The following is a 23,576-nucleotide window of genomic DNA, read 5'->3' as shown; positions in this document are numbered from 1 at the left end:
AAATAAGTATATCAAAGTTAACGATGTAAAATTATTCTATATTATTTTTCTTATAATGTATTTAGTATTACTAAAAAACGATCAAAATTTATTTGATCGTTTTTATATAAGAATATTCATTTATATCCAACATTAACAAATACGCATTATTATTTGATTACAATATTTCCGTTTAGAACTCTATACTGTGTCTTCTCCAAGTCAGCTTTTCTAGTACTTGCCTTTTGTATATCCTTACCTACGTTTTCCATTTCTTGTAAATTATCGGGATTAAAAAATTTAATGTAATTCTTAATCTCTAGCCAGAATACATTAGGGTTAGCTGCTATTTCTTTAACTATTGGAAACAGATCATCATCTTTATCAATAGTCTCTACATATTGCGTAATATCTTTCAAACGCTTAGGATCAACTTTTACTGATTGTAATTTAGACATCACCATTTTAGGATCTTGAGATGCACTTGTACGCAAAGCAACAGCAGCCTTTACTGATGTTTTATTTTTAGTTGAATCAATATTTTTAGCAAAAAATTCATGCTGTTTATTATATTTAGCCACTTGCTGTTTAATTACTGGATATATTTGACCTTTAGCCTTTTCTATCGCTGCTAAAGCTTTTTCTTCTGGTAATACATTACTGTTATGAATATCAAATCCTATTTCGCCATTGAGATTCTCTTCTGCTTCAATTATTTTAATCTTTTTAGCGGCATCAATATCAACCAAAATGTTCTCTTTTTCAAGAAATGAGCCATTTACATCATAATATTGGATTTCAACCACTGCAATAGACTTATCTTTACCATTTGAAAAACTATAATCAGGAATCAATGGATTTTTAAGCGGTGTAAACTGATTAGCTTTAAAGTCATACATTCGCTTATTTGCCTGCTGATAAGCTTCGGAATGCTTCTCTGAAGAGAAATCAGAGTGGTTGATTAATTGATCGTCCGTCTTATCAAGCATTGCCTTAACTGCATTCTGCTTCTTTTCCTTAATATCTTTTAGATACTCTTCATATTGGGGTAAAACTACGTTATCAAATTCGGTATCATTCAAAACACCAGCCATTTTACTCCCCAATCTATTCATCATCTTTAACTGAGAGTTAATAGATTGATAAATTGGAAAAGTATAAATATAAATTTGATCGTTATTATCACCTTCAGGCAATGGTCTATCAATACGACCAATTCTCTGTTCCAAAGTCATAGGGTTATATGGTAAATCAATATTCATTAAAGTTACAGCGTCCTGCAAGTTTTGACCAGTTGAAATAGTATCTGTAGCAACTACTAAATCAATTTGCTCATTATTTTCGATTAGTTCTATTGCCTTCTTAGAACGTGGAGAGAAGTGCTTTAATACTTCTTTTTTAGTAGATGGGGCTTGGTTTATCTTAGCTGAAGCACCATCTTCGCCTATTGCATTAGCTGCTCCCGTAATCATCCCCATTGGATATTTAAGCTGAGACTTATTGTAATGAGAATAAAGTTTATCATAATAATATTCTACGGTATCTGCAAATTGTGACACTAATATTATTTTATGACCTTTTGAGTGTTCTTCATCAATACACTTAATAATTTCATCAACTTTTTCATCAACCTTGCTGTAGGCTTTATTTAAACTCTCAATCAGCATCTTCAAAGTAGAAAGATCACTGTTATAATCAGCTATCATCTTTTCAATGGCATTCTTAGCATTTTTAACAGTAAGGCCATCAATTTGAGCTTTTAAATTCTCAATATACCGCTGTTTTCTAAGTTGAGACTTAACAGTTTGTTGCGAGGTATCTTCTGGAGTAGACAGTTCAAAATCCTTAAATAAAATATTTACATTATTTTCGTATTCCAAAACTCCATATGCAGTACTTAAAAAACTCCGATAGTGTCCCAATAAATCTTTACCCTTTAAGTAAGACATACGTTTTAGGTAAAGTTCATTTAATTTTTCTAGCTTATCTACAATATGTTGTAATGAAGTCACATAAGCTTTCCAACTTGAATCAGCTCTTTTAAGAAGCATCATCTTAAGCTGCTTAGCTCCAAGTTCTTCTTTACTATCATCAACATACTTAATTGGATCTTGATATGGAAATTTCAAATCAGAGATTACATCGAAGTTATTGCTAAAGATTTCATTTTTTCTTGGTTCATATGGAATATCAACACTAGGAAAGTTTCTATGTGGGAAGCGTGTTCCCTTACCACCGTATGTTTTTCTCGTTCTTTGTAAATAAATATCAGACCAAAACTCTTTAAAAGCTGCATCATCGTTAGCAAGGTGTTTTACAACCTTGTTAGTCAATTTATTGGGCGAAAGTAAAAAGTATTGTTTATACTTCCTATCATTAGGAATTCCATTTACATTAAGGAATAAAGATCCTATATTAATTACATCTTCACGAGCGTTATTCCAAGGAGTAGCAGTTAATAATAAACCTTTAACTTTAGGATTGTTTTGTTTCATAAATAATACCTTTTTATAAGCTTCAGTATTATTATTCTTAAACCCCAAATGGGCTTCATCAATAATTATTAAAGTATAGTTATTGTTAGCTTTAATCTGGTCATCGCTCATATTAACCAGTTGCTGACGTGAGATATATTCATACTCGTGCTCTTTTATACCAACAGCATTTAATTCATCATGCCATTGATCTTTCAGCTTATTATCGGCAATAATCAATATTCTATTGATATTTTGAGTTTCTAAATATAATCTTATGACACCGGCAGCAGTTCTAGTTTTTCCTAAACCTACTCCATCAGAAAGAACAGCTGTATTTAGTGAATCTAGTTTTTCTTTTGTAGCAACGATTCCACTTCTTTGGTGCGGAAACAGTTCTTTTACCCATTCCTTACTGGTATCTAACTGCGCATAAGGCTGAGCAAAAATATTAGCGAAGTCATAATAAGTTTCTTTAACTGGTTTATATTGTTGAAGTGTCTTTTTAGCCCCGTTATCATTGGCAATCTTAATTAAGTCGGGTGCAAAATCTGTAACTTCATCTTTAGAAAGCCACAAATCGTTATACCAGTGATGTAATGCAAAGAACCCGTCTTGAGTTAATACATTTAATTCTGTATTTCCCTCTAACCCAGATTTAGAAAAGTTTGAAGATCCTACGATAGCCGTACCATAGCCAGTATTTAAGCTCGAAGCAAACAAATAACTTTTGGCATGAAAATAATTTGCAGTTCCAGTATATACTTTTACCTCAATTCTGCCCTCTTTAATCCACTCAGCTACCTTACCTAAAAATTCTTTATCCGATATATTGTTAGTGTCTTTTTCTGTAGATGCTTTTATCAATTCAGCATAATTTTGATATTTACCACTATCTAGGACATTAACTGTAGCACCATTTGTTTCATTTCCCATTAAAATACGGAAGTGACCATTACGATTATCCATAAAATTAGTAAATTCGTTTTTTAACAAAAGTAAACCACTGATATAAAAATAACCCACGGCTACATCGAGAATTCTAAATTCTTCTTTATTTAAAAGGTATTTCAACGTTTCTGTCATTGAGACAGTCCGATTATCAATAACCTTTCTACCCAAAAGTTCATTTTCAAATTTATTATCAGTCATTAACTTTCCTCACTTAACTTATCATAGCAATCCAAAATACGTTGAGTTTCTTCTTGAACGTCTTTAGTATGATTTGCACTTTCAAAAGTATGCATCAAGATAACTATCTCTTGTCTAGTTAATCCAAAGTCAATCATCACTCGTGCATTAAGCTCAGCAACCAATTCTTCATACCTATAATTTTGATACTTCCTTCCTTCAACTATTTCATCTAAATCTTGATAGTGATTAGTATTTTTTTTTAGAAGTTCTTTTGTTATTTGAATAATTGATGGCGCGTCTCTTACATCGGACTCTTTTGGAATCGGCAATTGTTGTAAATAGATTTGATTGATATTAATAGAAATTAATTGCCTTAAAACAAAATCTAATACGTAACTGTTTAATATACCTAAAATAAATAACTTATTTGAGGCACCAAACTTGTTAGCATTTTTTTGTGATAGCAAGCTATTCATACTTGTAGTATGTGGAGGCAACAGGGTCGCTATCAGTGAACGTTTATTAGTAGAGCTAGCCACTGCCCGTACTCCGATTCTATACTGAGAGATATCTTCTTTTAATTTTCTTTCAGCTACTTCTTTGTTTATTGCATACTTAATTTTTTCTGGCTCAATTATAAACTGATTAATATATTTTCCCTCATATAAGGGAACATCTTTTTCTGTTGCATCTTTAATCTCAATAAATTTATCAGCATCATTAGTTCTATCAAAATCTCTTCTAAAATCAACTAATTTACTATCTCTTAGAGGTTTAAAAGTAGTCCTAATCTTTCTAAATAGATCAAAAATTTCTTTGTTTCGTGCCTCGACCATCGCATAACGTTCTGGTTCCATATCAAATAAGAAATCAAAAGGATATAACATCTTAAGTGTATTATTATTTAAATCATCTAAGTTTTGACGATAGAAGAATGAACGAAATGCTGTTTCTTTTAAATCTTTATTCATTCCATCAAATGATAGAACTGCAAACTTATATCTATTATCTACCGCTGCAAATATTCCTTTTCTATTTTCAAATGAAAGAAATTCGTTAAGTTTATAGTGATCAATTACTAAATGACGTAGTCCAGTGGATCCGTTGTCAGTTGCAAAATTATCTGGTACTAAAATGCTAAATAATGCACCGTCTTTAGCTAATTGAGTAAAACGTTCAAGTGATACCTTATACAAGTTCAAGTCTGAAGAAGTCTTTCTGCCATTAACCTTCCAGGTTTGGTAATGGAAATTATCAGTTGATCTGTAGTACTTAGAGGCAGTTTTAATTCTATCTTGTTCCTCCTGCCATTTTTCTGCAATATTAGGCATCTTAGCAATTATTTCTTTTTCAAGCTTTTTCTTTGCACGCTTATTGGGTAAACCACGATAACTAGCTTCATATTCTGAAAAAAATTCATCAGAATTTGGCTTCCAAATTTCCCACGGAGGATTACCAATAATAATATCTAAGCCACCGTGTTCTTTAAGAGTTCCATCTTCATTAAAGAAAATTTCAGGCAAGCAAAATTCAATACAATTAATTTCAAGAAAACTAGCGTATTTTGATACATCACCAGCTTCAGACATAACCTTTTCAGTTAAATCATCACGTAATTTAGTAAACGCTGAAAAGTTGGTAAACTTGAGCTTTCTTAATTTAGCAATATCTTTCTTATACTTGCTAAAAACTTCTTCACGCTTGTAATAAGGAACAGCATTAATTAATGAGTTGGCATGGATAAGCGTTCGACCAATGAGTTGTGGTAACTTAGTATTTTTAGGTTTATGTTCCAGGGATGATAAAGTTAAAGTTAAACTTGATATAATAATAGCTTTGTAATCAATATCAACACCATAGATCATATGCTTCATTACATAGTCTTCCCAGAGATATTGACTATCTTCTGAATTGCTGAGGAAATTGTACTTTTCTCGTATTTCTTGAGGATAATCCAATGCATTGAACATAGGGAATTGTTCTGCAATTTTAAGAAATGCCCCTCTCAAAAATGATCCCCCACCACATGAGAAATCGGCTATCTTCAAATCTAATAAGTGCTGAATAGCTGCATCTATTTCAGTAATGTCATCTCCTTTGAGCGATGTTTTAATAGCGTCATATCTATTTTGGAACTCTACTGATACTGTCTGATTTACCATATAATCAACAAAACGTTGATCAGTGTAATATGCGCCCTTATTCTTCTGTTCTACTTCATCATCACCAAAGAAAACTACTGGTTTATTAGTTTCCTTATCTAAAGTAATCTGAACATTTTGACTCATAGAGTCTTCGTACTGCTTTTCGATAGCTTCTGGTGGCATATCTTCAAATCTAAAGCTGAAGTTACCTTCTTTAGTGTCAATATAAGGTTTAACCCAATCTACATCATTTTGCTTTGCCAATTCATTATCGATTTTAGTAGCCGCGTCCCCAATAGAACCAGCGAATAAGTCTCCGCCATAAGCTAATTCAAACTGCTTGCTGGCATTTTTACTTAAATCAGCAAGATAGTCCTTATGATCTTCTTTCACTTGAACTTGAGAAGTTGCTTCAATTTCTTCTGGAGTAAAACTAGCCGCAAATAGATCTAGTTGACCAATAGCTGTTTTCTGTTTATTCAACTTCTTAATTTCTTTCTCTTCACTAACATTTTTAGCAATATTAACAGCTTTTTCAATAGCTTCATCAAGAGTTCCATCACCAACACCTAATGCAATTCCATCAACATCAAATGAATCAGGACCGTAGTATCCTTCAAGAAAGCGTCTCATTAACTGTCTTAATGAAATAGTATCAACTACAGTTGATAGAACTTTTTTGTATGATTCATCTTGAACCAGCTCATTAATATTATTGTGCTCTATGTATACCTTCGCCTTGTCTGAAACCAAGTTTTCCAAGTATTTTTTGAGATCTGAAGCAGTAATCCACTCAGAGAGCTTTTTTCTATAAAGAGATACCATAGTTAAGAAACCACTTGAAAGCTCACGTCTAAATGCTTTGTCATCAATCTTAATTTCAGCACCAAAGCCAAATGGGCTCTCTTCTACTACAATACCGTCGTTCTTTAAGTAATTTAGATTGCGCTTATAGAGATTAATATCCACAGTTCTAGGATTTATATCTAAGCGAGTATCTCTGTTTCCACCTACTATTGGGAAGAAAACTAAACGTTTTTTACCAATAAAACCGACAACAGAAACAGAAAAATCTGATCCTAACTGATTATTCTTAATATCGATTACCTGTTCGTAAAGTTTACGAATCTGAATTGTATTTGAATTTTCATCTAAATCTGGCATTGCTAGTACGGCCATGACACCAGTATTTTTATCTTCTGTTTTGTCGGTAAAATATATTCTCAAGTTACTGTCTGGATTAATAGGGTTTTTCCCTACCGTATATCCTAAATAGCTTCCAAGAATATCAACAGATACTTCATCACCGGCCATATTAGTTAATATATCTTTGATATGTAATTGATTAACCATGTTTTTCAATATTTCCTTATTTCTTTTAAATAGTTATCATATAACGCCTTGATACCACAAATCATACTTCTTCCAAAAAAGCTACACTAGGGCTTATTTAATTTTAAATTAAAGCAAATATTTTATTAAAAAACTATTTTACCCCCTGTTCGTCCCTACCCCATATCTTCAACAAATTAGTATTAGAACTTTTTGGTTTCTTTGAATCATCTAATTCATCAACTTGTACCACCACTGGCTGTTCAAAAGAAACTCCAGTCACTATAGCTTGTCCTGGAGATAAATTTGGAATAGTGCTCCTAGTTACAGCATCTAAAGCAGATAAAGTATTTTGGAGCATTTTTAAGTCATTATCATTTACAAGCCTGTGGATAAAATAATTATGTACCTGAGAAACAACAGTTGCAGAAATATCAGCGGGTCTCTGACTCGCAATCGTTAAATAGTAACCAAATTTTCTTCCCTCTTTTATTATCTCTTCAAATACATCTAATCTATAATCCTTCCATTTTTCAGATTCAACTGCTGAGAGATCCGATAATATATTATGAGCTTCATCAATAATTAAATTGAATATTTTTTTGTGTTTAGAATTAGATGATTTTTGATGTGAATATGTAACTTTTGCTACTAATAAAGGTATCAATAATCTAATGTCTTTATTAACATCTTTTAACGAAATAATTTGTATATTCTTTCTATTATCAGTAATTTTATGTTCTTTTGGCCCAATAATTATTACTTTATTTAAATCTTTACTTCTCGCTTCAATACGATGCAATAGAGGTGCTAAATGATCATACTGAATTGTATGATTTGATAGATCGTGTATCATTTGCAATTTAGCAGCAATTTTTAATTGATGAATTGGATTATAAACTTTAGGAGGAAAGCCAAATATAGTTTCTATCTGTATATTTTCTTTGGCGTTTTTTATTTCCGAATTCAAAGCTTGTGTATTTATATTCCAAAAATAAAGAGAGTCCCTTTTGAATAGATCCCACCCATCAAATTTATGAGTTGAATAAAATTTTCCAGTAGTTTTATTTACTAAACTATTATCAATCCACTCACTCACAGCCTCATTATTTAAGGCAAGATCATTAAGAACCTCTTTTAACAAATTTAGCGATTCTAAATTTGCACTAGAAGTGTATATTTCTTGAAAAGCTCTCACCACATAATTAGAAATATGGTCAATAAAAGTATCATCCTTAAAATAAAAATTTATTAGCCTAGATAGAAATGGTTGCTGTGTTTGCTCTGTAGCTCCAAATATAGTTGATAGCAAATCTTTGTCCCAGAATACATTATATGGAACTGAAAATTTATTTTCGTCTTGTATGGAATCAGCTGGTTTTCTAGTAGATAATTTTATTACATCTTTTTCTTTAGAGAAGACCTCTTCAGAAGTATATTCTCCATTAAAATCTAAAAAGCAAAATTTTGATTCTCCAAAGTCAATTTTCTTCTCTTTGGCTAAATCAAACAGAGAGGTGTAGAGCTTAGTTAAAGTATTGGACTTTCCACTCCCAGTATTTCCAAATATCGCAATATGCGTATTAAACAAATTCGGCCAGTGTACATAATAATCAATCCCATTTGGCCAGATTTTTCCTAATTTTAAGTATTCAAGAGACTCCTTTTTTACAACTTGGCCACCAGCTATCACAGCATGAATTTGTTCGTCTGATAAAAGCACAACATCATTAAAAATTTGAGGAAATGCCACCATACCTTGGGTATATATTCCACGATGAAAAGATCCTATTATTTTCAAATAAAATTCACGAACAAATCTTTTTTTAGAAAAGGTATGATTTTCTATATCATTTAAATTATCAATGGCACTTTCTTTCTCAATAAGTTCTACTATTAGATATTGCCCACGTTTTATTCCAATATAGGACCCAATAAGCACTCCAGAGTATCTTTTACCATTAATAAAGTAAGTAAATTGATCTGCTCCCTCAAACATTCGAACAATAACTGAAGTTCCTTGAATCTCTCTAACCGTCCCAATGATATACTCTTTGTTATCCATTACTAATATCACCAAATAAAAAGTTTAAATAATCGAAATTGCCATGTATTTCTAAGTCTTGACCATCTTGATTTTTTTCAAAAGAATAAGGAAGATACTCAATATTATCAGTCTGAACATCTTGAAACATACTACTAATTTTTTCTCTAGTAGAAGCGTCATAACAAATGACGAATACTTTCAAATATGGATTAATTATCGATCTTTTTACAATTTCTCTAATATGCTCATCTGCAAATGAGAAACCAAATACTATTAAAACCGAGTTTTTCTTCTCTAATTCAAAGCTTAGCATTCGTATCATTTGATAATAATTTTGTTGAAATACAGTTTCTCTAAATTTTTCTTTAGTCGGATTTACCACTTGAAGATTATGATACTTTAGTATAAAACTTTCAATTTCATATTGATTTACCTTATAAAATTCTAATAATTCGTTTAGTAGTTTTTCTCTAATATCGTTATCTACGTCTTGGTCGTGATCAAAAAACACCTTATAAATAGAACTATGTTCGTCAATTCTATTGCTCAACTCATTTCCTAGTTCTACTAAACTGTTAAAAGTATCTGAATTCATACTAACTTTTATTTTATCTTCCTTACTCTTAGTCCATGTAATAGAACCATGTATTTTTAACAAGTTAATAGTTGGAATACTACGTTGAAAATTATCAGTTACGGCCGAATGAGAAACGTTAAGATTAAAATTTTCTGTTGAAATATATCTATTGAAAAAACCTCTGCTACCATCATTAAAATAAATTAATCGATTCTTTTTTGATATTTCATCAAAGACTAATTCAAATAATGAATCATAATTTGTAGTAAAAATATTAGCTCGTTTTGGCTTATCATACCCTTCTGCATCTAACAAACCTGCTAAGTTATTTACAAATTCATAATAATTTTTTATTACATCGCTTTTATTGTCTCCCTTCTCTTTTACTTCCTTCATTTTTTCTTCATCAACTAGCGTATCCTTTATCCATAGTTGAAACCAAATAAAATCTAACACTGCTCGTTGTTCTGGCGTTATATCATCCGATGAATAGAAATCTTCAAATGACTCATTAGGCAGCGAAATATTAAGCGTTCTAACCAATCCAGCTGATGCTCCAGCACCTATCAAAAAGTTAATATTCTTTCCTTGTAAATCATCTATAAATTGTGTTGGATCAATTACACGTTGATTCATACTATTCCTCCCTAATTGAGATAAAAAATATCCAGATTTTCTACTTATTTATTACTAATCGGTTTATAGAATAAGTATATCAAAGTACTACTTTGTTTTCTTTTAAGTTCAGAAAGAGAAAGTACTGTTTTTAGATCTCTACACAAACCACTAAAATTTAATAATTTATTTTCCTAATAACCCTATGTTTTAATATCAAAATAAAATATAGAAAACTTGTATTCGTACTTTACATAATAAAAAATATGAACCAAACAAAAAAGCTGGCCAACAAGCCAGCTTTTTACTACTCTTCACTATTCAATTCATCTAACATATCTTGCATATCAAGATCATCTGGTTGAACTTGCAAGTACTTCTTAATCAATTCCTTAGTTGTTGGAATTTCACGCAATTCATAGAACAAGCTAATCATCTGTCTCAAGAAGCTTGCATTATTTTGAAAGGCTGGATAGGCAAGCAAGAACTCACTCTTAGCCTTATCGTAATCTTCAAGTCTTTGATAAGAAACAGCCAAATTCCAGTGAGCTTGTGGTTCTAACTCTTCATCATCAAGATCCTTGAACAAGCTAATATTAGCCTCATCTTGATGCTGGTGAAGATATAAGTTAGACAATTGCAAGCGCAAATCACTATTGTCAGGGGCAACCTCAAGTCCCTTTTTAAGCAAGCGTTCTGCTTCATCCAATTGATTCAAGTTAGCAGCAGCTTTGGCTCCCAAACTATACAAAACTTCATCCAATTCGTTATAAGATAGACCAGTTTGCGCAGTTCTAAGTACTTCCTCATTATTGTCTTCTGCAGCATAGGCTTGCGCTAGAAGTGGATAGGCATTTACATAATCAGGTTGAGTTTCAATTACTTGGTCTAAATACTTAATCGCAGCCTTATTATCGTTAGCAGAAAGCATAATTAAGCCAGCTTCATAAAGAGCATCAATACTTAAAATATCATTTTCATGACTCTTAATTTCATTTGCTGCTTCTTCATACTCACCTAATTTAGCAAGACAAGCTGCAATTCTTTGACTTAAAACTACTTCACCAAAAGTCTTATTATTTTTAGCTAATTTCCGGTATAAGTCTAAGGCTTCGCTGTAGTCACCGCTAAGATAGTCTAATTCAGCCAAGCCAAAGTTAATGGCATCTTCATCAGGAGCTAATTTATGGGCTTCTAAGAGCTTTTGATGGGCTGTTTCGATTAGTCCATTACTTTGATAGTAATCAGCTAAATCAAGCAAACTTTCAAGGTAAGCATCACTATCTGGCTTTACATCATAAAGTAGCTGCAAGCCATCGTCTTCATCCCCATCATTTAACAAAATTTCAGCTAAATAGACCTTAAATAAGTCCTCTTTAGGAAATTGTCTAATCAAAAAACGATAAACCTCTTTAGAAAGATCAGTAAAACCAAGATCAGTCAGGTTTTCAGCTAAAGAAGCAAGGATTTCTGGATCATCATTATCTAAAGCCTTTTTCAAGAGAATTCGATTATCAGAAAAATCATGATTTTGAATTGCATCTAATAGTTGTTCAGAATAAGTCATTTTTTCACTCTTTTCATTTGTGCTCTCACAATAATTGTACACAAAAAACGTGCCAAGCTATACAACTTAGCACGTTTTATTTTGCTAGTAACTGAACAATTACTTAACAGCATCCTTAAGAGCCTTACCTGGCTTGAATGCAGGAACCTTAGAAGCTGGGATTTCGATTTCAGCCCCAGTTTGTGGGTTACGACCCTTACGAGCTGCACGGTGACGTACTTCAAAAGTACCAAAACCGATTAATTGAACTTTTTCACCCTTAGCAAGATCTTCTTGAATAGAGTTAAAGATTGCATCAACTGCAGCAGCAACTTCTTTCTTGGTTAAGTCAGTTTTAGCAGCAACTTCAGAAACTAATTCTGCCTTGTTTGCCATTCCACTTCACCTCCCGAAATGAACTAATAGTATTTTTAAACAAAAACCTTTGAAAATAAGAAAAATGAGTTATTCATTTATTCCCTGCAATAAAATTAGCACACTAAGACGCTTAGTTGCAAGCTTTTTCGTAGATATATCCCTATTTTTTTGAAATTTAAGGCTTATTTACGTTTTCTAGCTAAGATTTTAATTGGTGTCCCCACAAAATCAAAGTTTTGTCTTAATTGATTAATTAAAAATCTCTGGTATGAGAAGTGAAGTAACTCTGGATCATTTACAAAGACAACAAATGTCGGCGGCGTTACAGCAACTTGGGTCATGTAGTATATTCTTAATCTCTTTCCATTAACAAGTGGAGTTGGTGTAATTCTAGTTGCTTCAAGAAGTAAATCATTCAAGACACTAGACTGAATTCGACGAGTTTGATTTTCATGAACTTCTTTAACAAGCTTCAAGATATCTGGAACTCTTTGACCCGTCTTAGCAGAAACAAAAATAATTGGAGCATAGTCTAAGTATTGGAACTCTCTTCTGATGGTATCTTCAAAGTCCTTCATACTTCTACTATCTTTTTTAGGTAGATCCCACTTATTTACAACAATAATTACACCGCGGCCTGCGTCATGAGCATATCCAGCTACGTGCTTATCTTGTTCACGAATACCAGTGCTTGCATCTAAAACTAAAAGTGTAATATCACTTTCTTCAATCGCACTGATCGCTCTTAAGACAGAATATTTTTCGGTCTTCTCATAGACCTTACCACGCCGTCTGATACCGGCTGTATCAACGATGGTATACTTTTGTCCATCATTGGTAAAAGTCGTGTCAATAGCGTCTCTAGTCGTTCCTTCGATATTAGAAACAATTACACGTTGTTCACCTAAAATAGCATTTACAAGTGAAGACTTACCGACATTTGGACGTCCAATCACACTAAAACGAATTGACCCATCTTCATGTTGGTTAGCCTTGTCTCCAAATTCACCAACAATTGCGTCCAGTAAATCTCCCATTCCAGTTCCATGACTACCAGAAACTGGGATTGGATCACCTAATCCTAAGCTGTAAAAGTCATAAATATCTGTTCTTTGCTCAGGATTATCAGCCTTATTAATGGCCAAAATAACTGGTTTCTTAGTTCGATAAAGCATTTTAGCAATTGTTTCATCCATGTTAGTCATATGTTGAGTAATATCCCCTAACATTACAATTACATCTGCTTCATCAATAGCAATTTCAGCTTGTGCCTTAATTTGTTCTTCAATTTCACCAGAATCTAGAGTAATACCTCCAGTATCAATCAGGATAAATTCATGACCCATCCATTCAGCACGGGCATAAATTCTATCTCTAGTAACTCCAGCCTTATCTTCAACAATAGCTACACGAGAATTAATAATTCTGTTAAAAATAGTTGACTTACCAACATTTGGACGTCCAACTAATGCAACTACGGGTAATGACATATTATTCTACCCCTTTCTATCTAATGAAATAAAAAAAGCTGACCGGAGTCAGCTTTTTTTAGACTAATGACGATTAATCCTTATCTTTAAGTTGATCACCAATAATGTCACCTAAAGCAAAACCGTTGTCATTGTCATTCATGTACTTATCAGCTACAGAATCTTGACGACGACGTGGACGTGAGTTGTTTTCACTCTTAGCAGCATTAGGATCAGCTTGCTTGATTGACAATGAGATTCTTCTGTCACTTGGGTCAACACTTAAAACTTTAACTTTAACAGTTTGACCAACCTTTAAAACATCACTTGGCTTATCAACGTGCTTGTTAGCAATTTCTGAAACGTGTACTAAGCCTTGAATTCCATCAGCTACTTCGATGAATGCACCGAATGAAGTTAAAGTCTTAACTTCACCTTCAATGATGTCGCCTTCATGTAAGCCTTCAGTAGCTTCTTCAAATGGGGATGGTAAAGTTTGCTTAATTGACAGGGAGATTCTATGTCTATCGTCATCAATGCCGATAACTTTAACCTTAACATCTTGACCAGCCTTCAATACATCGCTTGGCTTATCAACATGCTTGTAAGAAATTTCTGAAATGTGAACTAAACCGTCCACACCACCAACGTCAACAAAGGCACCGAAACCAGTTAAACGTGATACTTTACCTTCAACAGTGTCACCTACAACTAATTGTGAAGCAACGTTTTCGAAAGCTTCTTCACGTTCTTGTTCGATTAAGTCTTTTCTTGAAAGAATTAATCTGTTCTTGTTAGGATCAATTTCAGTGATCTTCAAGTTCATCTTCTTACCAATGTAAGGCTTCAAGTCAGAAACGTAACGGTTAGAAATCAATGAAGCTGGTAAGAATCCACGTGTACCAACGTCAACTAATAAACCACCGCGAACAGCACCAGTTACAGTACCTTCAACAGTCTTGCCTTCTTCGAAGACCTTTTCTAATTCCTTGTAAGCTTCTCTTTCCTTCAAACGAGTAACTGAGAAGAAGAATTCACCGTTTTCCTTGTCGCCACCAGCTCTTCTAAGAACTAAAGCTTCAAACTTATCACCAGGTTTTACCAATTGGTTCAAATCTGCATTACGGTCGTTAGTGAATTCACGCTTAGTGATTACACCTTCAACACCTGCATTTTCAACACCAACAGCGATTTGTCCATCTTCAACACTTAAAACTTCAACGTTAACAATGTTGCCGACTTCAACTCCCTGCATTTCTTTTAGAGCATCTAAGAATTGATTACTATTATCTGTCATAATTACCTCCCAATATCATACTTTATTTTAAAGTACTTGATATCTTTTTTCCACACTTTTGTTTAATTTTTTTGCTTTTTTTGAATTATCTCGGTTATTTTGGCTACAACTTCATCAATTGTTAAGTTTGTAGTATCTAATTCAATTGCATCATCTGCTTTTTTCAATGGAGAAATTTCACGATGAGAATCTTTATAGTCCCTAACTTCAATATCATGTTCGATATCTTTTAAGTCTTGATGAATGCCTTTTTCCTGAAAATCTAAGAAGCGTCTCTTAGCTCTTGATGCAACACTAGCGATTAAGAATATTTTTACCTCTGCATCTGGTAAAACTGTCGTTCCAATGTCACGACCATCCATAATAACATCGTGCTTACCCGCCATTTCGCGCTGTAATTCAACCATCTTTTCACGAATTGATCTTAAGGCAGAAACTTGAGAAACGTTTTCGGTAATTTCAGGTGTTCTGATGTCAATTGAAACATCCTTACCATTTACGTAAACCTTTTGTTCTCCATCTTCTTGCTTAAAATCAATTGTACTATGGTCGATTAAGTTCAAAATTGCCTTTTCATCCCCATAGTCAACATTATTATCGTGTGCAATTAATGTACATGCTCGATACATTGCACCAGTATCGATATAAATATAGCCCAAATTATGTGCGATAATTTTAGCAACTGTACTCTTCCCCGCTGATGCAGGCCCATCAATAGCTACTTGCATTAAATAATTTAGTCCTTTCTTTTTCATTCAAAGTAAATTCTACCATAAAACAAAAACACAGAAGTCAAATGACTCCTGCTAAATAAAATTATTTTTACTATTTAAACTTTAAAAATTACGTCTTACAAATTTTTCTAAAACTGGCAATAAGGTCTTGGCCAATAATAGAACAACAATACTGTTAATTATTCCTTTAATTAAGTTAAATGGTACAATCGCTGAAACAATGTAAGTTAAAAGTGATGAATTAAGCTTAAAGCCCATTAATGAAATATACATTGGAGTTAAAACGAAGTAGTTTGCTAAAGACATTACTACCGTTAACGCAATCGTTCCGACTGCTAATCCCAAAATTTGATATTGTACTTTATCTTCATGCTTTTTACTAATGAAGTAGAATGGCAAGATATAAGCTAAACTTGCTAAAAAGGCAGCTAATTGGCCAATCATTGAAATTGGATTAAATCCCGAAATAAAGAGGCTCAACAATGATTTAAAAAGTGCAATCATTGTTCCGCCCAGAGGGCCAAAAACCAAAGTACTTAAAGCTACTAATGAATCAGAAAAATCCATCTTTAAGTAATCAAAGCCGGGAATAATTGGCACTTCAATCTTCATAATCAAAAATGCTAACGCACCAATCATTGCCCAAGCGAGCCAGTAGGCTAATCTTACATGACTTAAACTTGTTTTTCTTTGCATGATAGTTCCTCCATAACATACAAAAGGTCTGTCGCTTCAGCAACAGACCTTATTAATCATCTAAATCATGTTTAATTCTATGGTCTGTCTTCTTCCATCTAGACTATAACTATCGGTACCTAAGGTTCAACTACATGTGTAGCTCGCGGACTCTAACCGCCGGTCGGGAATTTCGCCCTGCCCTGAAGACAACATCCTTGTATTTACGTTTTACGAGTAAATCATAATACTTCTTAGTAGAATTGTAAACATTATTGTTTTTTATTATCTTAATTTTATTGATTGACCAATACTAATACTATCAGCTGACTCTAAATCGTTAATTTGTTCTAAGTGGTGCACTGAAGTGTTATTTTCACGGGCAATCTTTGATAAAGAATCTCCCTCTTGGACAGTGTAAGATCTTGGTGCCTCATGTTGTGAATAGCTGCTTCCACCATTGTTTTGCCAAGTATTCTGATTAGTTTGAGTTGATTGTTGGCTTTGATCTTGAGTAGTAGTTTGACTAGCACTAGATTCATAAGATTGCGTACTACTTTGACTAACTTGACTACTTTGAGATTCTGATTGACTAACAACAGCTGGTGTGGTGTCTTGAGATTGACTTGAAGAACTTTCTTCTCTTTTTACACTGCTACTCTTTGACTTACTTTTCTTAGAAGAGCTTTGTTTACTCTTTTTACTTTTAGGCTTGTGAGACTTAGAAGATGAGCTTTTTGACACTTTAACGCTCTTTTCCGCTAAGTTATTAGAGTTTGCATGCAATCTCGAAGAAACAATCGGAATTAATGCGATAAGAATTATTGCAACAATAATCAATCCAGCCCAGAGCTGACTATGATGTGGACCTTTTGGACTGCCTTCTGATTGAGTAGATTTTCTAGAAGTAACTTCTGGCTCTGACTCCCGATGATGCATTGCCCTTCTAGATGTTTTAGGACGCTCAAAATGCTTGTAAGGGCCTTTTGGTTCTTTATTGTCCTGAGATTTATTTTCCTTCATTCAAAAGTCCTCCAAAATTATAGATTATTAGTTTTATTTTATCATAGCTTTTAATAAAGCGTTAGTCAGCTAAGTGATTTAAACGAAAGACTTCTTCATTCGTTAATTCACGATACTCACCCGAATTTAATGATTTTAAAGTTAAAAAGGCATACTTTTCACGAGCTAATTTTTCTACAAGGTGATGTACTGCTTCAAACATCCTCTTAACCTGATGGTAGTGACCTTCATGGATAGTCAATTGAACAATTTGAGTCTTCTTTTTCTCATCAGTCTTTAAAATCTTTAACTTAGCTGGTGCACTCTTTCTTCCATCAATACGCACACCATGAGTAAGAGAACGAATCTCTTCTGGAGAAAGAATTCCCTTAATCTTTGCTACATAAACCTTTGGTACTTCGTTACGTGGGTGCATTAACTTATTTGCTAATTCACCATCGTTTGTCATTAATAATAAGCCCGATGTATCATAATCAAGACGCCCTACTGGATAAAGGCGATATGGTACATCTTCAAAGAAATCAACTACTGTCTTTCTTCCTTTATCATCACTTACTGAAGAAATGACACCACGTGGTTTATAAAACAAGTATGTATGGAGAGCTTCTTTTTCAATCGGAACTCCATTTACTTCAATCTTGTCGCTAGGCTCAACTTTTGTTCCTAGTTCAGTAACTTTTTTTCCATTAACAGTTACTTGTCCTGCAGTAATCATTTTTTCAGCCTTACGCCTTGAGGCAACACCTGCCTGCGCAATTACCTTTTGTAATCTTTCAGCCATTTTACTCACCCTCATCAAAATTAATTTCTTTATTTCTACTATCATCCTGATTAAATAAGTTCACAGGATTATCATCTGCTTCAAACTCTTCAATTACTGGTAGATCAGCTAAACTTTCGTAATTAAAGTACTGTAAAAAATAATCGGTCGTTACATATAAGTTAGGATGCCCTGGAACATCCTTTTTTCCATCTACTTTGATTAATCCGCGCCAAACCAAAGTTTGCAGCGCACCTGCTGAGTTAACCCCTCTTAAGTCGTCAATTTCAACTCGAGTAATTGGTTGCCGATACGCAATAATCGACAAAATTTCAAGCGCTGATTGACTTAAATTTTTAGATAGATCTTTTTGGAAAAATTTCGAAATAATATCTCCGCATTTCGGACTAGTCGTTAATTTATAAGTTTGATTGATGCAAATTAACTGCAAACCTGAATTTTCATCATTTTTCAATTGGTCCTTAAGATGATTAGCTAATTCTCTTAAGGCAGCTGGAGAAATTTCTAACAACTGTAGTAAGTTCTCAGTTTCTAAACCATCATCCCCCGCTGCATAAAGTAAGGCTTCTAATTCTGCTTCTTTACTTGCCATTAATCTCAACTTTCTCTAACTCTAGATCACCAAAATCTCTATTTTGCTTTACCAAAATTTTATGATCACGACATAATTCTAAAACTGCTAGGAACAACCCAATTACTTGATCAAGATCTTGAAAGTTTTTAATACAATCAAAAAAACTAGTCGATCTTTTATTTTGTAACCTGTTTTTTAAAAAGCTTGTCATTTCTTCAATTGAAGTCTCGTGAACCTCAATTTTTCCAACTTGTGGCTTTCTCAGTTTGAATCGCTCTAAAACCACCTTAAAAGTATTTGCAAGCTCATCACTTGTAATTTCTCCTAAAGGAAGTGGCTCAATCTCTTTTTTAGGGGAAACAGATGGATCCTTTGCCACTGTAATTGGCATTTCTTCATCTCTTTTTTTAAAGTATTCGGCAATTCTTTGAAAGACTGAGTACTGCACTAGTTGTTCAACAAGTTCAGTACGTGGGTCTTCTTGATACTGATCTTCCTCAATGAAGTCATTTTTAGGAAGCAAATACTGGGACTTAATTCTAAGTAATGTTGACGCCATCACAAAATACTCTCCAGCAATTTGTAAGTCCAAAGTTTGCCAGCGAGCTAAATTAGCCAAATATTGTCCCGTAATTTTTGCAATTGGAATATCATAGATATCTATTTTTTGTGACCTGATTAAGTGTAAAAGTAAATCGAGCGGTCCCGTAAAATTAGGAAGATCTAAAGTTAATTCATCAACATTATTCATCAGTTTTATTTTCCTTTAAATAATTTAATAAAGATGCCCAATTAGGTAAGGCAGTAATCATTTTATCAGGATAAAGATGCTTTAGGTCATTCATTACCAATTGCTTTGTTTTTTCATCACGCATCGTCGGATCAAGAGATAAATAGCGAATAATAATAAAATCTTTCTCTTCTTGAATACCAACAATACCGCGAGCATTACCATCTTGTTGATAGATAAGAACCTCGAATTGATTGGAATCGCTAGTATACAGTTTCATCTCTTCTTGCAGATTCTTAATATTTTTAAAATCTGGGAGATAGGATAAATATCCCATTACAGTTTTTTCGTAATCTTTTTTATATTTGCTGATCATAATAGTTAGGCACGTGGATGTGCTTGATTGTAAACCTCCAAAATATGTTTCTGCGTCAGATTAGTATAAATCTGCGTAGTTGTAATATCACTATGGCCCAAAATCTCTTGGACTACTCTTAAATCTGCCCCATTTTCTAATAAATGAGTCGCAAAAGTATGTCTAAGAGTATGTGGTGTAACATTTTTGGTTATTCCGATAAGTTGACAATATTTTTTTATCTTTTGCCAAACAGCTTGTCTCGTCAATTGATGACCATGATTATTTAAGAAAATCACATCAGTAAATTGACCGCTTTTTAAGACTTGATTCTCTCGGACATCTTTTTGATACTTCTCTAACCATGATAAAGCAACTCCGGTAATTGGAACAAGACGTTCTTTTGATCCTTTCCCAAGAACTCTAATGATTTTTAACTCGCTATGAATATCGCCAGTACGTAAATTAATTAACTCACTAACCCGCATTCCCGTTGCATAGAGCACTTCAAGCATAGCTCGATCTCTAATCCCCAAACGAGTCTTGGTATCAGGAGCATCCAATAATTTAGTAACTTCTTCCTCACTAAGGGCTGTTGGCAATCTACGTTCACTTTTAGGTGAATCAATTTTAACTAAAGGATCACGTTCAATTATATCTTGTCGCAAAAGCCATTGATAAAATTTCCGTAAGCTAGAGATCATTCTACTGATTGAAGTTGTGGCTTTTCCCTTATCTTTTTGTGTTGCAAGAAAAGCGTCAACTACTAGGTAATCAACTTCCCAACTTGTTTCATTCTGATCTTCTAAATAACTTAAATATTCTTCTAAATCAGTTCGATAAGAAACAATTGTATTAGGGCTTAAGCCACGTTCTACTTGACTAAATCGTAAATAATCTTCTAAATTATCCTTCATTATCTGTGTCTGAGTCATCTTTTTCTACCAAGCTAATTGTTCCTGCATCTTTATCTTCAGTAATTAACCCATCCTTTAATAAATGTCCCAAGGCACGTTTAAAAGCTGATTTAGAAATACCAAAGTGATTCTTAATCTCTTGAGCATCACTCTTATCGTAAAATGGTAGAGTTTTTGTAGCTTCACGACGTAAACTTACCAAGATCATTTGTGCGTCATCGTCAATTTCTTCAAATCCTCGAGGAAGAACACTTAAATTCAATCGACCATATTGACTAACTCCAATTACACGTCCCTTAATCTTTTGACCTAGTCGTAATGGACGAAACATTTCAGACTTATGAACAAAGGCTAAGTAGTACTGATCGGTAATTACAAAGGAACCTACTTCATAATTTCTATAAACAGTTCCAGACATGTTTTTATTCTCTAAGTGTGCTGGGAAATTAGCGGCTAATTGCTCAAAGACATTTTCTTCAGCCATTTTAGCCCAAATACGTTCTTTTTCATCAGTTTCAAGACGTACTAATAATCGATCGTCTTTCTTTGGCCATTGATCCTTTTCAAGTGGAAGATCATCTAAAGATACAACAACGTCTTTGTCATTCAAACCAATATCTAAGAAAACACCTAAGTCCCGGCGCACTTCTGTTACAGTTGCCCAACCATACTGATCTTTTTGAGCAAAAGGATAAAATTGTGTCATTTCTTTCTTTTTATCCTTGTTTTCATAAATAAAGCCTTGTACTTCATCACCTAAATGGATTGGTTCATCTTGTGTAATTTCTATTTTTTTTAATTCAAAAGTTACCCCTTCAACCTGCACATAAAAAGCAGATTCATTTTCATCGGTAACTTTTCCTTTTCTTATTTCACCTAACATAATAGCGCCTCAATCCTTTTATTTTGTCTATCATCTTATAGTATAAGGAAAAAAAGACAAAAATAAAATAGCCAGCTTTCGCTGACTATTTTAGTAAGCTATTTAATTCAGATTAAAGGTTAGTTGCTTCGCCTTGGTAAACAGCACCGCGACGAGCATCAACAGTAATCTTAGAACCATCCTTGATCTTTTCTACTGCGTCAGTAGCACCAACGATAACTGGGATACCAAGTGAAAGACCAACAACAGCTGCGTGGCTAGTTAAACCAGAAGCTTCAACTACCATACCTGAAGCCTTCTTGATTGCTGGTAAGTAATCCTTATCAGTAGTCTTAGCAACTAAGATGTCACCATCTTGAACTTTGCTGTTAGCTTCTTCAGCAGAAGTTGCAACTACAGCTTTACCGATAACTGATTGTTCACCAACACCTAAACCTTTAACAAGTTGGGTACCGATTAATTGTAACTTCATCAAGTTAGTAGTACCAGTTTCGCCCAAAGGAACACCAGCAACGATAATTACTAAGTCACCGTCTTTTGCAAGACCAGTTTCTTTAGCAAGTTCAGCTGCTTTTTCAAACATTTCTTCAGTAGACTTAGGCTTTTCAGTCAACATTGGCTTTACACCCCAAACAACACCTAATGAGTGTTGAATCTTGTCGTTGAAAGTCATAGCAATAATGTCTGCGTTTGGACGGTACTTAGAAATCATACGTGCAGTGTAACCAGATTCAGTTGCAGCAATAATAGTCTTAACACCCAATTCTTCAGCAGTTCTAACAACTGATTCACCGATAGCTTCAGTAACGTTTGAACCCTTGTATTCTTCGAATCTTTGAAGAGCTAACTTGTTACGCTTAGCAAGTTGCTTTTCAGTACGCATGTCGATTTCAGCCATAGCCTTAACAGCTTTAACTGGGTAAAGACCGTTTGCAGATTCACCTGAAAGCATAGTTGCGTCAGTACCATCAAGAACAGCGTTTGCAACGTCAGTAACTTCGGCACGAGTAGGACGTGGGTTTTCTTGCATTGAGTCAAGCATTTGAGTAGCAGTAATAACTGGCTTACCTAAAGCGTTACATCTCTTGATCAATTCTTTTTGTACAAATGGAACATTGATAAATGGAATTTCAACACCCATGTCACCACGAGCAACCATTAAACCATCAGAAACCTTTAAGATTTCATCGATGTTGTCAATACCTTCTTGTGATTCAATCTTAGGGAAGATCTTTACGTATTCACAATGTGCTTCTTCAAGCAATTGACGAATATCAAGAACATCTTGTGCTTTACGAACGAATGAAGCAAAGATGAAGTTGATACCTTCCTTCAAACCGAACTTAATATCGTTAGTATCTTTTTCAGTAATACCTGGGAGGCGGATTTCAACGCCAGGAGCGTTAACACCCTTCTTAGAACCGATTAAACCAGTGTTTTGAGCTTCACAAACTAATTCTCTCTTAGCGTCATCTTTGTCCTTAATCAAAAGGTCAACTAAACCATCATCGATTAATACGTGACCACCAACGTGAGTATCGTCGTAAAGACCATCGTAGGTAACGTGGATCATGTCCTTGTTACCCTTCTTAGTGTCGTCCATAGAAATACGGATAGTGTCACCAGTGTTAATAGTGAACTTGCCGCCTTCTTGTTCAGTAGTTCTAATTTCGGCACCCTTAGTATCAAGAGCAATGCCAAGAAGTTTACCAGTCTTCTTTTCAACCTCACGAACCATGTTCATACGTGCACGGTGTTCTTCGTGGTCACCGTGTGAGAAGTTGAAACGGAATACGTTTGCACCTGCTTCAGCTAATTTAGTAATAGTCTCAACATCGTTTGAGGCTGGCCCTAAAGTACTAACAATTTTAGTTTTCTTCATCTTGAAAAAATCTCCTATAATACAAAATCA

At 33.8% G+C, this 23,576-nt stretch carries 18 protein-coding genes and 1 riboswitch; all 18 genes read right to left on the bottom strand.

Features of this window, described 5'->3' with window-relative positions:
• Positions 1–149: 149 nt before the first annotated feature.
• The 18 genes from Q9R40_RS04325 to pyk all read right to left on the bottom strand — a co-directional run bounded on the left by Q9R40_RS04325 (position 150) and on the right by pyk (position 23,546).
• The gene (locus tag Q9R40_RS04325) at positions 150–3,605 is read right to left on the bottom strand and encodes a helicase-related protein (RefSeq protein ID WP_304676452.1); all 3,456 of its coding nucleotides are present in this window, start codon (positions 3,603–3,605) and stop codon (positions 150–152) included.
• Complete coding sequence (locus Q9R40_RS04320; RefSeq protein WP_304676508.1) at positions 3,605–7,084, bottom strand: restriction endonuclease; 3,480 nt, start codon at positions 7,082–7,084, stop codon at positions 3,605–3,607. The genes Q9R40_RS04325 and Q9R40_RS04320 overlap by 1 nt, the downstream gene beginning before the upstream one ends.
• Before the next feature lie 133 nt (positions 7,085–7,217).
• Entirely contained in the window at positions 7,218–9,128 is a 1,911-nt protein-coding gene (locus Q9R40_RS04315; RefSeq protein ID WP_304676451.1) for an ATP-binding protein, read from the bottom strand.
• The gene (locus Q9R40_RS04310) at positions 9,121–10,323 is read right to left on the bottom strand and encodes an SIR2 family protein (protein WP_300857320.1); all 1,203 of its coding nucleotides are present in this window, start codon (positions 10,321–10,323) and stop codon (positions 9,121–9,123) included. Before Q9R40_RS04310 ends, Q9R40_RS04315 begins: the two co-directional genes overlap by 8 nt.
• Positions 10,324–10,609: 286 nt before the next feature.
• A complete protein-coding gene (locus Q9R40_RS04305; protein WP_304676450.1) occupies positions 10,610–11,869 on the bottom strand; it encodes a tetratricopeptide repeat protein in 1,260 nt (419 codons plus the stop codon).
• Positions 11,870–11,968: 99 nt separating this feature from the next.
• Positions 11,969–12,244, bottom strand: a complete 276-nt coding sequence (locus Q9R40_RS04300; RefSeq protein WP_004894504.1) for an HU family DNA-binding protein — start codon at positions 12,242–12,244, stop codon at positions 11,969–11,971.
• Positions 12,245–12,408: 164 nt separating this feature from the next.
• On the bottom strand, positions 12,409–13,716 hold the full coding sequence (gene der, locus Q9R40_RS04295; protein WP_304676449.1) for a ribosome biogenesis GTPase Der: 1,308 nt from the start codon (positions 13,714–13,716) through the stop codon (positions 12,409–12,411).
• Positions 13,717–13,789: 73 nt separating this feature from the next.
• Positions 13,790–14,992 (bottom strand): 30S ribosomal protein S1, encoded by a 1,203-nt coding sequence (gene rpsA / locus Q9R40_RS04290; protein WP_011161934.1) that lies wholly within the window; start codon positions 14,990–14,992, stop codon positions 13,790–13,792.
• A 62-nt stretch (positions 14,993–15,054) separates the two neighbouring features.
• The gene (gene cmk, locus Q9R40_RS04285; RefSeq protein ID WP_012846264.1) at positions 15,055–15,720 is read right to left on the bottom strand and encodes a (d)CMP kinase; all 666 of its coding nucleotides are present in this window, start codon (positions 15,718–15,720) and stop codon (positions 15,055–15,057) included.
• A gap of 108 nt (positions 15,721–15,828) precedes the next feature.
• Positions 15,829–16,422, bottom strand: a complete 594-nt coding sequence (locus Q9R40_RS04280) for an ECF transporter S component (protein ID WP_004894495.1) — start codon at positions 16,420–16,422, stop codon at positions 15,829–15,831.
• Positions 16,423–16,504: 82 nt separating this feature from the next.
• Positions 16,505–16,616, bottom strand: a riboswitch (FMN riboswitch).
• Between the two features lie 70 nt (positions 16,617–16,686).
• On the bottom strand, positions 16,687–17,424 hold the full coding sequence (locus Q9R40_RS04275; RefSeq protein ID WP_304676448.1) for a LysM domain-containing protein: 738 nt from the start codon (positions 17,422–17,424) through the stop codon (positions 16,687–16,689).
• 61 nt (positions 17,425–17,485) lie between these two features.
• Positions 17,486–18,205 (bottom strand): pseudouridine synthase, encoded by a 720-nt coding sequence (locus tag Q9R40_RS04270; protein WP_300723162.1) that lies wholly within the window; start codon positions 18,203–18,205, stop codon positions 17,486–17,488.
• Between the two features lies 1 nt (position 18,206).
• Positions 18,207–18,797: an SMC-Scp complex subunit ScpB gene (scpB, locus tag Q9R40_RS04265; protein WP_300857324.1), complete on the bottom strand. Its 591-nt coding sequence runs from the start codon at positions 18,795–18,797 to the stop codon at positions 18,207–18,209.
• Positions 18,787–19,530, bottom strand: coding sequence for a ScpA family protein (locus tag Q9R40_RS04260; protein WP_148421524.1), 744 nt, complete (start codon positions 19,528–19,530; stop codon positions 18,787–18,789). The genes scpB and Q9R40_RS04260 overlap by 11 nt, the downstream gene beginning before the upstream one ends.
• Complete coding sequence (locus Q9R40_RS04255) at positions 19,523–19,885, bottom strand: hypothetical protein (RefSeq protein ID WP_004897447.1); 363 nt, start codon at positions 19,883–19,885, stop codon at positions 19,523–19,525. Before Q9R40_RS04255 ends, Q9R40_RS04260 begins: the two co-directional genes overlap by 8 nt.
• Before the next feature lie 5 nt (positions 19,886–19,890).
• Complete coding sequence (gene xerD / locus Q9R40_RS04250) at positions 19,891–20,781, bottom strand: site-specific tyrosine recombinase XerD (RefSeq protein WP_370648926.1); 891 nt, start codon at positions 20,779–20,781, stop codon at positions 19,891–19,893.
• Positions 20,771–21,664 (bottom strand): S1 RNA-binding domain-containing protein, encoded by an 894-nt coding sequence (locus tag Q9R40_RS04245; protein WP_004897451.1) that lies wholly within the window; start codon positions 21,662–21,664, stop codon positions 20,771–20,773. Before Q9R40_RS04245 ends, xerD begins: the two co-directional genes overlap by 11 nt.
• Positions 21,665–21,776: 112 nt before the next feature.
• A complete protein-coding gene (pyk, locus tag Q9R40_RS04240) occupies positions 21,777–23,546 on the bottom strand; it encodes a pyruvate kinase (protein ID WP_148421520.1) in 1,770 nt (589 codons plus the stop codon).
• Positions 23,547–23,576: the final 30 nt, after the last annotated feature.

The sequence above is a fragment of the uncultured Lactobacillus sp. genome, assembly GCF_948948975.1.
In the GTDB taxonomy this organism is placed as follows: domain Bacteria; phylum Bacillota; class Bacilli; order Lactobacillales; family Lactobacillaceae; genus Lactobacillus.
Note: the sequence above shows the minus strand (reverse complement) of the source record. Positions and strands in the feature narration are given on the sequence as shown.